The organism is Providencia sp. AGC89 (assembly GCF_053543535.1).
In genome coordinates, this window is sequence record NZ_JBIXLP010000046.1 from 1 (window position 1) to 12,637 (window position 12,637).

At 40.0% G+C, this 12,637-nt stretch carries 13 protein-coding genes; 8 read left to right on the forward strand and 5 right to left on the reverse strand.

Annotated features, from left to right (window positions below; all coding sequences use genetic code 11):
* The coding region (locus tag ACIPUA_RS07290) for an IS1 family transposase (RefSeq protein ID WP_449059346.1) at positions 1-407 on the forward strand (407 nt) is incomplete at its 5' end.
* Between the two features lie 334 nt (positions 408-741).
* Positions 742-1,662 (forward strand): chitinase, encoded by a 921-nt coding sequence (locus ACIPUA_RS07295; RefSeq protein ID WP_129465796.1) that lies wholly within the window; start codon positions 742-744, stop codon positions 1,660-1,662.
* 20 nt (positions 1,663-1,682) lie between these two features.
* Here the strand turns inward: ACIPUA_RS07295 and kdgR are convergent, their stop codons facing one another.
* Positions 1,683-2,462, reverse strand: a complete 780-nt coding sequence (kdgR, locus tag ACIPUA_RS07300) for a DNA-binding transcriptional regulator KdgR (RefSeq protein ID WP_042844205.1) — start codon at positions 2,460-2,462, stop codon at positions 1,683-1,685.
* A gap of 226 nt (positions 2,463-2,688) precedes the next feature.
* On the opposite strand from kdgR, the gene ACIPUA_RS07305 reads away from it, so the two are divergent.
* The 3 genes from ACIPUA_RS07305 (at position 2,689) to ACIPUA_RS07315 (ending at position 4,906) form a co-directional block, all read left to right on the forward strand.
* A complete protein-coding gene (locus tag ACIPUA_RS07305) occupies positions 2,689-3,642 on the forward strand; it encodes a 2-dehydro-3-deoxygluconokinase (RefSeq protein WP_042844206.1) in 954 nt (317 codons plus the stop codon).
* 2 nt (positions 3,643-3,644) lie between these two features.
* Positions 3,645-4,262 carry a bifunctional 4-hydroxy-2-oxoglutarate aldolase/2-dehydro-3-deoxy-phosphogluconate aldolase gene (locus ACIPUA_RS07310; protein WP_131679929.1) on the forward strand — a complete coding sequence of 206 codons (618 nt, stop codon included), beginning with the start codon at positions 3,645-3,647 and terminating at the stop codon, positions 4,260-4,262.
* Positions 4,263-4,456: 194 nt separating this feature from the next.
* Positions 4,457-4,906, forward strand: coding sequence for a GNAT family N-acetyltransferase (locus tag ACIPUA_RS07315; protein ID WP_181469209.1), 450 nt, complete (start codon positions 4,457-4,459; stop codon positions 4,904-4,906).
* Between the two features lie 146 nt (positions 4,907-5,052).
* Here ACIPUA_RS07315 and ACIPUA_RS07320 read toward each other — a convergent pair whose 3' ends face one another.
* A complete protein-coding gene (locus ACIPUA_RS07320) occupies positions 5,053-5,346 on the reverse strand; it encodes a chaperone modulator CbpM (RefSeq protein ID WP_042844210.1) in 294 nt (97 codons plus the stop codon).
* Positions 5,346-6,287, reverse strand: a complete 942-nt coding sequence (cbpA, locus tag ACIPUA_RS07325) for a curved DNA-binding protein (RefSeq protein ID WP_071548837.1) — start codon at positions 6,285-6,287, stop codon at positions 5,346-5,348. Before cbpA ends, ACIPUA_RS07320 begins: the two co-directional genes overlap by 1 nt.
* Positions 6,288-6,546: 259 nt before the next feature.
* Here cbpA and ACIPUA_RS07330 point away from each other — a divergent pair, with 259 nt between their 5' ends.
* Both ACIPUA_RS07330 and ACIPUA_RS07335 read left to right on the forward strand, forming a co-directional pair.
* On the forward strand, positions 6,547-6,993 hold the full coding sequence (locus ACIPUA_RS07330) for a GNAT family N-acetyltransferase (protein ID WP_449059517.1): 447 nt from the start codon (positions 6,547-6,549) through the stop codon (positions 6,991-6,993).
* A gap of 137 nt (positions 6,994-7,130) precedes the next feature.
* Entirely contained in the window at positions 7,131-7,850 is a 720-nt protein-coding gene (locus ACIPUA_RS07335) for a DNA-binding protein (RefSeq protein WP_187550470.1), read from the forward strand.
* A 719-nt stretch (positions 7,851-8,569) separates the two neighbouring features.
* On the opposite strand, the gene ACIPUA_RS07340 is transcribed toward ACIPUA_RS07335, so the two are convergent.
* Both ACIPUA_RS07340 and ACIPUA_RS07345 read right to left on the reverse strand, forming a co-directional pair.
* On the reverse strand, positions 8,570-9,283 hold the full coding sequence (locus ACIPUA_RS07340) for an RNA polymerase sigma factor FliA (protein ID WP_129465792.1): 714 nt from the start codon (positions 9,281-9,283) through the stop codon (positions 8,570-8,572).
* Between the two features lie 445 nt (positions 9,284-9,728).
* Complete coding sequence (locus tag ACIPUA_RS07345; protein WP_449059518.1) at positions 9,729-10,820, reverse strand: FliC/FljB family flagellin; 1,092 nt, start codon at positions 10,818-10,820, stop codon at positions 9,729-9,731.
* A gap of 366 nt (positions 10,821-11,186) precedes the next feature.
* Here ACIPUA_RS07345 and fliD point away from each other — a divergent pair, with 366 nt between their 5' ends.
* Positions 11,187-12,623, forward strand: coding sequence for a flagellar filament capping protein FliD (gene fliD / locus ACIPUA_RS07350; protein ID WP_449059519.1), 1,437 nt, complete (start codon positions 11,187-11,189; stop codon positions 12,621-12,623).
* The last annotated feature ends 14 nt before the right edge of the window (positions 12,624-12,637 follow it).

Here is a 12,637-nt window from a genome sequence, read left to right on the forward strand (position 1 = left end):
ATAATTTGCACATTGAACTCCTTTGTGAAGTCGATGAACAGTGGTCTTTTGTGGCTAATAAGAAACAACAACGCTGGCTTTGGTATGCCTGGGAACCTCGCCTAAAACGGATTATTGCTCATACGTTTGGTCGTCGAAACAAGAGAACTCTTCGCCAGTTACTGGCTTTACTGTCTCGGTTTAATGTGGCTTTTTGGTGCACGGATAAGTTCAGTGCTTATGAGATATTACCTAAACAAAAACACGTAGCAAGTAAGTTTTATACCCAACGAATAGAAAGAGAGAATTTGAATTTAAGAAATCGCTTAAAGCGTCTTAACCGTAAGACGTTAGGTTATTCGAAGTCGCCTGAAATGCATGATAAAATCATCGGCACATTCATAGAGCGGGAGTATTACCTATTGTGATGATCTCTATATTGAATACACGACCATAAATACAGTTCACCTCAATCACAACCAATTGTTCTTAATAATTACCCCTCACATGAAAGACCAATGATGTGATGATATGAAATAAGCCAAGATGCAAAAAAGACTAACTACCATCATTCAAATTAACCTAATAATTTGTATCGAATTACCTCTATTATCATGATCATAATAGGACTGTAACCTATTAGGTTACTAATAATTTTTAGTCTTGTTCCTAAGCCTATTTTCTATAAAAGTGACCTTGCCCTATTAGTTAGTATTGGGCACCAATTTCACTTTATCTAACTCATTAGACTAGGAATATACAATGAATAAAACCTATTTTGGTCCTTATATCGATGTCAGTGTCGATGCCACTTGGAACGATTGGCAAAACTACCCTGATGGCAGGCCAAATGCTAAATACAGCCAAGCTGCAATCCAATATGGGGTTGATATACTTTACCTTGGTTTTTTAACTGCGGACCGAAATAGACAAGCGGCATGGTCCGCCCAACCCACAATGCCAATAAGCTGGGCTAAACCCTTGTGTGACGAACTTATTGCTGGCGGGGTAAAAATTGCAGTGTCATTCGGAGGAGCCGCTAATCAAGATGTCTCATTGGTACAGACACAAGAAGAACTAATCAAAACCTATCAAGAAGCTATCGATAAACTAAACGCATCGCATATAGATTTAGACTTCGAAAATGGCCTCTATGATGCTGATAATGCATTTTCTGCTTTAAAAGTGATTGTCGACAATAACCCAAAAATCACCTTAAGCCTAACCCTACCCACCCTACCGACAGGGTTAACAAATACTGGATTAGCATTAGTGAAAAAATCTGTAGAAGCAGGTTTGGTCATGAAAGTTAATGGAATGGCAATGGATTATTATGACCCAAACATCATTAGCTTGGGCGATGCCGCTATCAAGGCTGCCATCAGTATTAAAAACCAATTAAAACCTTTCTACCCATCGGTAGAAGATAAGGAAATGTATAATTACGTTCAAATTACCCCGATGATTGGCCTAAATGATGACCATGCTATGTTCAGTTTCCATGATGCCGACATTCTAAGCGAATTCGCAAAAAAAATAGGTTTGAACCTCGTGTCGATGTGGAGCTTAACCCGTGACCGTCCTGGTAATAAACCCTACCCAGAAGCAACAAGCTCAGGTAACCCAGAACAAACCTATGATTTTCAATATACAGAACTATTTACTCAAAAACTTAACTCATAGATAACCCGTTATCACCAATATTATGGGTATTGGTGATAACCCATTTTTTCTGAAATATTACGCCCCGCCGTTTTTAGTAATTCAACATAATCATCAATACATTGTTCATCAAAGCGGATCGTTGGAAATGAAATGGATAGCCCTGCAATCACATGCCCTAACCGGTCATATACTGGGACAGCGATACAACGTAAGCCAAGCTCTTGTTCTTCCCTATCCTGCGCATAATGACATTCGCGAACGGTGGCTAATTCCGCCAGCAAATCATCCAACGTTAAAATCGTGGTATTGGTTTTTTTGGTAAATAATTCATCTTTTAATGCACAGCGAATAGCGTCTTCACTTTGCCAAGCCAATAAAATTTTACCTATCGCGGTACAATACAACGGGTTACGGCGACCGACCCGTGAATACATACGTAAATTATAACTAGAATCTATTTTGTGAATATAAATGATAGCGTCTTCATCTAATGCGCCTAAATGCACGGCCTCATTGGTGAGTCGGCCAATCTGGCGCATTTCTTTATCTGCAATTTCAATCAAGTCAACGTACTCGAGGGATTTCGCCCCTAATTCGAAAAGCTTTAATGTCAGTGAGTATTTATCTGCCTCACCTTCTTGCTCCACATACCCCAGCTGTTTCATGGTTTGTAAGAAACGAAATGTTGTCGCTTTTGACATCAGCAAACGCTGGGAAAGCTCCGATACACCGATTTCCTTTTGTTCACCAAGAGCGCTAAGTATGCTAAATACTTTGACTACAGCTGAAACGGCGTCCGTTTGAGTCGTCTTATCCATTGCTTTTCCATCATCCAATTCAATTGATAGCGATATTATAGCGAAACCAGCCAATACCACTCTAGGCTAAATAGCATAATAGGCAGGTCACAGAAAAACAAGAACAGTGATTCAATATTTTTAAAACAGCGTTTCATTTTTATTTGAAGTTATGAATAAAATGAGTTTTAATAGCTCTATCAGGTCAGTATTAGTTTACTAAGTCGTAATCGCGCAGGTGGTAAATATGAGTACACATCCGCAAGTTGCCGTCATTGGCGAATGCATGGTTGAATTACAAAAATCGGGTGAGCTTTACAGCCAAACTTTTGGTGGGGACACGCTAAATACCGCGTTATACCTCTCACGTTTAACTCAGAAACACGGAGTGACAACCCGATATATTACTGGTTTAGGGAAAGACCCATTTAGCCAACAAATGCTTACCCGCTGGCAGCAAGAAGGGATCAATACCGATGATGTGTTTATTTCTGATACACGGTTACCGGGTATGTATTTAATTGAAACCGCCCCCAATGGTGAACGCCGTTTTTTCTACTGGCGTGATAACGCAGCAGCAAAATTTTGGTTAGATGAAAATAGCAAAGCACACACACAGCAACAGCTTAATGCACAACAATTCATCTATTTAAGTGGCATTAGTTTAGCTATTTTACCTGACGCCACACGCCAATTGTTATTAGAAATTTTACAGCAAGCCAAACAGCATGGCGCAAAAATTGTATTTGATAATAACTACCGCCCAGCTCTTTGGCCTTCAAAACAAGCGGCACAGCAAGCTTACCAGCAAATTTTAAGCCTAACCGATATCGCTTTTTTGACCTTTGATGACGAACAATTGCTATACGGTGATAATCACGAAACCGATGCAATTCTTCGCACTCAACAATATGGCGTTAATGAAATCGTGATAAAACGCGGGGCTGATGCTTGTTTTGTGGTTATTGATAACCAACGCTTTGAAATTCCTGCAAATAAAATTAGCCATGTTGTTGATACAACTGCCGCAGGGGATTCCTTTAGTGCCGGCTACCTAGCTTGCCGCATTTTAGGTGGCAGCCCTTGCGATGCGGCAAAAACAGGTCATTTACTGGCTGGAAGCGTCATCCAACACCGGGGAGCGATTATTCCATCCGAGGCCATGCCAACCATTACTTTAGCCCCCATTGAAAAGGTTTAATCATGAATCAATTAATTGAAAAAATTAAGCAGCTGAAAGTTGTCCCTGTGATCACCATTAACCACGCAGAACATGGGGCGCCACTAGCTAAAGTGTTGGTGGAAAATGGCCTACCGTGCGCAGAAGTTACTTTCCGCACCCCAGCCGCGGTACAAGCTATCAAAAACATGCGCGCTGCCTACCCTGAGTTGCTGATCGCAGCAGGTACCGTATTAACCACACAGCAAGTTGACCAAGCCATTGAAGCAGGCGTGGACTTTATTGTCAGCCCAGGCTTTAACCCGAAAATTGTTGCCTACTGCCAACAAAAAAATGTGATTATCATTCCGGGCGTCAATAACCCAAGCTTGGTAGAGCAAGCCCTTGAGTTTAACCTCACCACCTTAAAATTCTTCCCTGCAGAAGCCTCTGGTGGGGTTGCGATGCTCAAAGCACTCGGCGCCGTTTACCCTGTTAAATTTATGCCAACAGGTGGTATCGGTATGAAAAATATTAAAGAATACACCGCATTACCGTCTGTATTAGTGTGCGGCGGTTCGTGGATGGTACCAAATGCATTAATTGACAGTGAAAACTGGGATGAACTTGCAAAATTAGTTGCTGAAGCAGCAAGTCTCTAATTAAAAAATAAAATCTCGTTGTCGTTATGTTGCCCTTGCCTAATGGTAAGGGTATTTTTTTGGCTATTACATATAAAAGCCATTAAACCAAGTCATTACCTTTATTTAATACCCATTTATTTCCCATAAAAACAGGAAAGTTTAGCTATTTAAAGCTAAACCTATAAGAATACATTTTATTATAGGGAATAAAGATGAGTACTATCGCTAATAACCTGACTTATAAAGTTAATTCGGCAATTTCCGTTGATGATTTTCGTTCGCTGATTAAGCAATCTCCACTAAATTCAATTGTCCCTACTGATGATACAAAACAACTTAGAAGCATGATAGAAAATGCCAATTTGTTAATTAGCGTTTGGTTAGACCAACGATTTATTGCTTATATTCGAGCCATAACTGATTTTAGTTTCTGCTGTTATATATCTGAAATGATAATCCACAATGACTACCAAAATAACGGGATTGGGACACAGTTAATTCAAATGATAGCAACTGAGCTTCCAACAAAATGCAGTATTATTTTTCTTTCTACTGAAGAGACTCAAGACTATTATCTCAAACAAGGGTTTAACCCCTTTACTCTTGCATGGCATACCCGAGTTCAAGACTTGTTAGATAAACAAAATATTAGCACCCCATAAAATGGGGCGGCCCATTATCATGATGAATCAATAAACAGCGTTTAATCAAGAGCTAAAATACTCACATAAATAACCACCACAAGCCTAATTTCACTGAACAAGGCTTATGGTGGTTAGTGACTAACTCATTGACAACACTAACTAAGCTAACCAATAAAACGCTGCAACTGTAAACGCAACATCTCATTTTCGCGCCGTAGCCTTTCATTTTGGTCCATCAGGCTCATTGCCATTGCGATGCCCGGCCAGTCAATCTCTAATTCATGATAAAGGCGTACCGCCCTTCTCACGACCACCACGGCTTGGTCGTCAAATAACCATTCATCTCTAATTTCAATAGGTTGTACAATCCCAAGCCCGACGATTTCCTGTAATTCATCTTCAGCAATCCCCGTATGAAAGCAGAAATCAATAACGGTTAATGTAGTTAACTGTTCCATTATTTACCTCCCCAATTTTTACGTGGGTCAAAATGCGTTTGAGCCTCCGCCAACTTCTGCCACAATGCTTTCGATTCCGCATCATTACTATCGGGCATTACAATTTTTATAATGGCGTATAAATCCCCTGCACTATCTTTATGTTTCAGCCCTTTACCTTTAAGTCGTAATTTTTGCCCCGCTTGGCTATTGGCGGGAACCGTAATAACAATCGGGTCCTTTAAGGTTGGTATAGTAACTTTAGTTCCGAGCGCCGCCTCCCAAGGGGCTAATGGCACAACCACTTCTAGGTCATAGCCTTTAATATCGAATAAGGGGTGTGGCGCAATACGGATGGTTATCCATAAGTCACCGTTTTCACCGCCATTTTCTCCCGCGGTCCCTTGTCCTTTTAAGCGAATGCGTTGCCCATCAATTACCCCCGCAGGGATGGTCACATTGAGTGTTTTAGGGATTTCATTTTCGATAAAACCAAAAGCGTTGTAGACCGGTAAGTTATAACTGATAGTGCGTTTATGTGACTCTTGGCTTTCTTCAAGGAAAACGGCTAATTCAACCTCTAAGTCATGGCCACGATGGCTGCGTGCTTGCCTTGTACTGCCGCCGCGTGCGCGTTGGGAAAACATCGATGAAAAAATATCATCAAAGCCCCCCGCATCAAACCCTTGTTGGGAATAGCCTTGGCTTTGTTGACCTTGGTGCCTTTGATTAAAATAAGGGTCATTTCGATGTTCCCACATTTCATCGTATTCGGCGCGTTTTTCTTTGTCACTTAATACCGCCCACGCTTCTGCTATCTCCTTAAAGCGGGCTTCGGCATCCGATTCTTTACTGACGTCGGGGTGATATTTTCGCGCTAAACGGCGATACGCGGTCTTAATGGTTTTTAAATCATCGGTGCGTTTTACACCCATGATGCTGTAATAATCCTTTAGTTCCATAGTCATATCTCGTTCACTTATCTGTTGAATAGAATTCATATGGTGTTTAGCTTTACTGCTTAAATGGGCTAAACATAACGACTTACCTTGAATTTAACTTAAGACATTTATATGGCAATTGGAATAGTAGAACAATGATAAATATTAAATATATTGGCAAATAATGAAGATGCAAATCGATAACATCCCACAAAAACAGGAAATTTTCGCTATTTAGAGCTAAACCTATAAGAGAGCTCACGTCTTGCAAGGGGAATTTATGGATGCCATCGCCAACCGATTGACCTATAAAATGAATTTTGCCATTAACATTGAGGATTTTATTCGCTTAATCCATCAGTCATCATTTAAAGAAACCGTACCTACCGATAACCTAACCAAATTAGATGCAATGCTAAATAATGCGGACTTATTAATTAGTGCATGGGATGAAGAGCAAGTTGTGGGTTTTGTAAGAGCGGTCACCGATTTTAGTTCTTGCTGCTATATCTGTGAGCTTGCCATAGATACCAATTATCAAAAGCACGGTATCGACCGTCATTTAATGCGCCTTGCCGCTGAAGAACTGCCTTCTGAATGCAACCTTTTATTTTTTTCGACCGACAGTAACCTCACCGAGTACCTAAGACTGGGGTTTACTCAATCCCCAAGAGCGTGGCACACCACGGCAGAGAATTTTTTGGCTAAATTAATAGATGGGGAATGATAAATAGACTATTTACATAGCCTTTCTTTTGCGTCGAGATCAGTAAATAGCGTATAATATTTCACTTATGTCACCTAGCCGCCTGTGTGGCGTAGTGAGTTTGCGATAGCGCGTACACCTTTTAGTCAGGATGCAATATGTATTATTTTTTAGCTGTCTTACTCCTTATCTTTAGTATTATCCTTTTAAGAATACGCGCCGTTAAAGCAGCAAATAAAAGCCAAGTTATTCCTTTTAAAACCTTTAGAGAATATGAAGGCATTGATGATTATGAAAAAGCGGTAAAACATGCTGTTTATGCCATATCGAAATGCCACACAGTCATGGATAAAATGAAATGTTATTTTGACCTGCGCGTTTTATCCTACGCTTTATATTCCGATTACGAACATGAAGAGAATATGGTCACCGCCCTTGAAGGACTACTGACTCAAAAATTCACATTTACGTATTCTTCTTTTATTATCCCCTACCCTGAACCCGTTGAAGAAACTGCCTTAGCGCGCTTTTATTTGACTCAAACACGAGCCCATTGCCCCCAAAATATTTGGGATTACCTGCTTGATGCTTCTGTCATGACCAATGAAGAAATTGACGCCATCAATACCCTCGAAAGTGCCCTTGAAGTACATCATACGTTAATGGGAACGATATTATATGATGAGAAAATAGGCTGTTATTTTGATGAGGACTACACTAAACCCGCAATTTACGATAATGATGTGTATACCGTGACTGAAGCACAATTAAACCAATGGTTAGATGAGGAGCTGGATTTGATGGCTTTTTATTGTGAGTCACTTTTAAAAGTGTGCATCGAATATATCAAAAAAGAGAATGGCATTATTCGCGTTTAGCTACCGGATAACGCAGATATCAAGCGGCAAGCCACGAATATTGTAGAAAATAGATTTAATTTAAATGCTTTTTAAAAGTACCTTTTGAACTAATACGTTAAATAATTCATTCTGTGATACAAAGCACTCAAAAAATCAGTTTCTATTTAGAGGGTATTAAAAATATCCCCTTATGCAGATGCTCTAAATAATTCGTGTTGTGGGTAGAAGACCAGTGAGGATATCTCGGGGAGCATACACAAGTATCGAAAACTCAGGGAATATCTAAAAAAACAGTTTCAATTTAGGTTTTATTAAAAATTCACCCTATGCGGATGCTCTAAATAATTCGTGTTGTGGGTAGAAGACCAGTGAGGATATTTCGGGGAGCATACACAAGTATCGAAAACTCAGGGAATATCTAAAAAACAGTTTCAATTTAGGGTTTATTAAAAATTCACCCTATGCGGATGCTCTAAATAATTCGTGTTGTGGCTAGAAGACCAGTGAGGATATCTCGGGGAGCATACACAAGTATCGAAAACTCAGGGAATATCTAAAAAAACAGTTTCAATTTAGGTTTTATTAAAAATTCACCCTATGCGGATGCTCTAAATAATTCGTGTTGTGGGTAGAAGACCAGTGAGGATATCTCGGGGAGCATACACAAGTATGTGACCCGAGTAGCCGAGCACAGTCGACACCCCCACAATGCGAAGTATGACGAGCATCGAGGGGCATCACTTAAGGCGTCCCCGGAGACGTTTAATAGCCTGACTATGAAGTTGACTCACCCTAGACTCCCCCACATCCAACACCGCACCAATCTCTTTCAAATTCAGTTCTTCTTGGTAATACAGCGTTAGCACCATTTTCTCACGCTCAGGCAATTGCTCAATAGCCGCTGCAATTTGGTCGCGTAAACTGGAATCCAATAACAAACTCAATGGGTTGCCGCCATCATCTTCATCCATTTGCGGCTCACAGCTTTCCCCGTGAACCTCATGCCACTCATCATAAGAAAACAACTGGCTATTATTCGTATCTAATAATGCTTGACGATACTCCGCAAGGTCGATATTCAGTGCTTTGGCGATTTCCGGCTCGGTAGCACTGCGCCCTAACGATTGCTCCAACGCACCAATAGCTTTGGTCATTTCACGCGCTTGGCGGCGCACACTGCGCGGCACCCAATCACGGCTACGCAGCTCATCGAGCATCGAACCTCGAATACGTTGCACCGCATAGGTGGCAAACGACGCCCCTTGGGTAACATCGAAACGTTCCAATGCATGCAATAAACCAATGCCCCCCGCTTGAATTAAGTCGTCAATATCAACACTGGCAGGTAATCTGACTTGCAGTTTCAGGGCTTCATGGCGTATTAGAGGGTAATAACGCTCCCATAGGCTATTTTTATTGATCACACCTTCGGCAGTATACAAATCACTCACAACCTGAATCACCCTTCAAGCTTTATAAAAGGTACTCATTATCAGTGTTGGATTTGAATTCAATCCGTAGAGTAAGGCAATAAATAGGGCTTTATTTGCCTTATCCTAAATAGGTCAAATTTGAATGATTACAATGTTAATTATTGTTTTAACACAATTTTTAGGGAATTTTACTGGCAATACAAGTGAGAGTGGTGGTTTTGTTGAGAAGCAATTTTTGATTTAAAGGAGGTTATCTTTAGGGTTTGATTGTATTTTCCTTTTAGCTTTAAAAAAACAAATTGAATCCCTTAAATAATTTAAGTTGTAGTGAAGATATCCCGGTGAGCGTACATAGGTACGTGATGAGGGTGAGCGAATGAAAGCAATACCCTTGTAGTGCAAAATATGACGGGCAAAGAAAAGGCCAGCATCGCTGGCCTTTAATCAAAAATACAAGTCTAAATTAACGTAACAGGCTCAGAACACCTTGTGGAACTTGGTTAGCTTGTGCTAACACTGCAGTACCTGCTTGTTGCAGAATCTGACCACGGCTCATGTTAGAAACTTCTGTTGCGAAGTCAGCATCTTGAATACGGCTACGTGCTGCGCTTAAGTTGTTAACAGAGTTGTTCAGGTTGTTGATGGTAGACTGCATACGGTTTTGGAACGCACCCAGTTTAGAGCGGTATGAATCTACTTGAGTCAAAGCATCATCTAACTGCTTTAGTTTTGACTCTTGATATTTCGCAACTTCATCAGCATCACCAATTACAGTTCCAGTAGAAACTGCATCTCCTTTAGTCAAAGTAACTTCAGTTTTGTCTCCAGTAGCATCATCGAGTTTAGCTTCTGCTTTGACTTCAAAGTAGTCATCGCCATCTTTGGTATATAACTTACCAGTTTTAGCATCAGTTACAACGTCGGCAACATCAATCCCTGTAAATTCAGTTTCACTTACTTGAGTTTTAGGAAGGGTGAACTGCTTTTTTAAGTCAGCTTCTACTGCTGCTTTAACTTCAATTGGACCTTTCAAATCAAAATTAGTTAAATTCAAAGATTCAACATTAATTTTTTCCATTTTAAAATCAATAACATCACTATCATTAGCACCAACTTGAAAATTCATGGTCGTTTCTTGAGAAAGAACATTGATGCCATTGAATTGAGTTTGGTCAGAAATACGTTTGATCTCATCTAAACGCGCTTGAACTTCGTCTTGAATTGAAGTGCGATCAGAGCTTGAGTTAGTATCATTTTTTGCTTGAACTGTCAGTTCACGAATACGTTGAATGTTTTCATTAATTTCATTAACCGCACCTTCAGCCGTTTGTGCAATAGATATTGCGTCATTAGCGTTACGAGAAGCTTGGGTTAAACCTTTGACGTTAGCAGTAAAACGGTTAGCAATTGCTTGGCCTGCTGCATCGTCTTTTGCGCTATTGATACGTGAACCAGAAGATAAACGCTCAATTGCAGAACCTAATACACCTTGTGAACGGTTTAAGTTGTTCTGAGTGGTCAGAGACAGAATGTTAGTGTTGATAACTTGTGCCATGATGTGATCCTTATTATTCAAATTAATGCGTTAAGCCAAAATGCTTAACTTGATGAATTTCGTCAGCAACTAGGTTATCGGCTACAAAAAAGTCCCCTTTAGGCTTTTTAGTGAAAATTTTTCTTCTCACGAGCAGAAATGGCTTTATAACCCGCTTTTTAGCCCTTAATTTTTTAGCAAACAAATTTTTTTTATTAATTTTCTTATTATTTAATTCCAATAGTAATAATTACCTACTTTTATCTTCTCAGTTCTTGCCATCACTCTTTTTCAGAATAGTCTAAAATTTTGCTCCATTTCGCCGATAACAGTCTAAATAGTTTTTATATTCAAGATTTATGTCGCCGACATAGCGTAGGAGAAAACATGGCAGGAATATCTACACTCGGTATCGGGTCAAACTTAGATTTAAATGTGCAAATGGATCAACTCGAAGCGATGGAACGCCGTCGTTTGGAACCACTGACGACACAAAAAGCCAGCTATGACGCACAAATCAGTGCCTTTGGCAAAATGCAATCGTCCTTAGAAAAACTAAAGAAAGCTGCGGAAGACTTAAAGAAATACGGCGATATCAGTACCACCAAAGTCAATGGCGAATATAAAGCCTTTGATGTGAAAACTGACGGTAAAGCGGTAGCAGGTGTACATGATGTTACCGTAGAACGTTTAGCAAAAGCACAAACTATCGCCACTAAAGGTCAAAAAGATAATAAAGAATTACTCGGTAACGGTGCTAAAGAACGTACTATTACCATCACCCAACCATCACAAAAAGAAGATAAAGATAAAATCGTTATCAAACTGGATAACAAACACACTTCACTGATTGAAATTGCAGACGCCATCAATAAAACCGATAAAGGCGTTTCGGCATCGGTTATTAAAGACAAAGACAATATCTACCACCTTGTCGTGACCTCTAAAAAAGAAGGCAGTGAAAACCGTATTAGCATCAATGTGGAAGGCGATGACAAACTAGCTGACATCCTGAATGTTGAGTCTGTGATAGATGAGAATGGGGTTGTCACCTTAAAAAATGCCGATACCATTGGTATGGAGCAAAAAGTTCCACCACAAACCGCATTACTGGAAATTGATGGTTTCAAATTAGAGTCACAAACCAATGAAGCCAAAGATTTATTTCCTGGTTTAACCTTAACGCTGAAAAAAGAAAGCGAAGACGGTAAAGCCGACCATCTGATTGTTTCGGAAGATATCGAACCCGCCAAAGGTAAAATTAAAGCGTGGGTGGATGCCTATAATGAATTCCAAACTTTAGCGAAAGAACTCACCAAATATACCCCTACAGAAAAAGGCACAGCACCGGATAAAAGCAACGGACCATTAATTGGTGATTCCACTTTACGCATGATCCAAAGCACCTTACGCACCCAAGTTCGCATGCCACAAGCCAGTGGAGACATCGATACTCTAAGCAAAATGGGCATTAAGCAAAAGCTGGATGGTACCTTAGAAATCGATAATAAAGTGCTGGATAAAGTCCTCAAAGAAAACCCATCGAGCGTCAAAGTATTTTTTGCTGGAGACGGTAAAGAAACTGGTTTTGGGACAGAAAACTTTAACTACTTAAAAGATACTTTAGACAGCAAAGAAGGCACGTTACACAACGCTACCGATGGTATTCAAAAGAAAAAGAAAAGCTTAGACAAACGTATTGAGCAGACTAATAAACAAATCGAAAACACCATGGACATGTACCGTCGTCAATTCCAAAACCTCGACAAAATGATGACGTCACTTAACAGCACCAGTAATTCATTAGGCCGATTATTAGGCTAATACTTTTAGGTTAA

Bases quoted from the DNA above. Each gene is read 5' to 3' on its own strand.
- ACIPUA_RS07295 (WP_129465796.1), top strand. From the start codon at position 742: ATGAATAAAACCTATTTTGGTCCTTATATCGATGTCAGTGTCGATGCC.
- kdgR (WP_042844205.1), bottom strand. From the start codon at position 2,462: ATGGATAAGACGACTCAAACGGACGCCGTTTCAGCTGTAGTCAAAGTA.
- ACIPUA_RS07305 (WP_042844206.1), top strand. From the start codon at position 2,689: ATGAGTACACATCCGCAAGTTGCCGTCATTGGCGAATGCATGGTTGAA.
- ACIPUA_RS07310 (WP_131679929.1), top strand. From the start codon at position 3,645: ATGAATCAATTAATTGAAAAAATTAAGCAGCTGAAAGTTGTCCCTGTG.
- ACIPUA_RS07315 (WP_181469209.1), top strand. From the start codon at position 4,457: ATGAGTACTATCGCTAATAACCTGACTTATAAAGTTAATTCGGCAATT.
- ACIPUA_RS07320 (WP_042844210.1), bottom strand. From the start codon at position 5,346: ATGGAACAGTTAACTACATTAACCGTTATTGATTTCTGCTTTCATACG.
- cbpA (WP_071548837.1), bottom strand. From the start codon at position 6,287: ATGGAACTAAAGGATTATTACAGCATCATGGGTGTAAAACGCACCGAT.
- ACIPUA_RS07330 (WP_449059517.1), top strand. From the start codon at position 6,547: ATGGATGCCATCGCCAACCGATTGACCTATAAAATGAATTTTGCCATT.
- ACIPUA_RS07335 (WP_187550470.1), top strand. From the start codon at position 7,131: ATGTATTATTTTTTAGCTGTCTTACTCCTTATCTTTAGTATTATCCTT.
- ACIPUA_RS07345 (WP_449059518.1), bottom strand. From the start codon at position 10,820: ATGGCACAAGTTATCAACACTAACATTCTGTCTCTGACCACTCAGAAC.
- fliD (WP_449059519.1), top strand. From the start codon at position 11,187: ATGGCAGGAATATCTACACTCGGTATCGGGTCAAACTTAGATTTAAAT.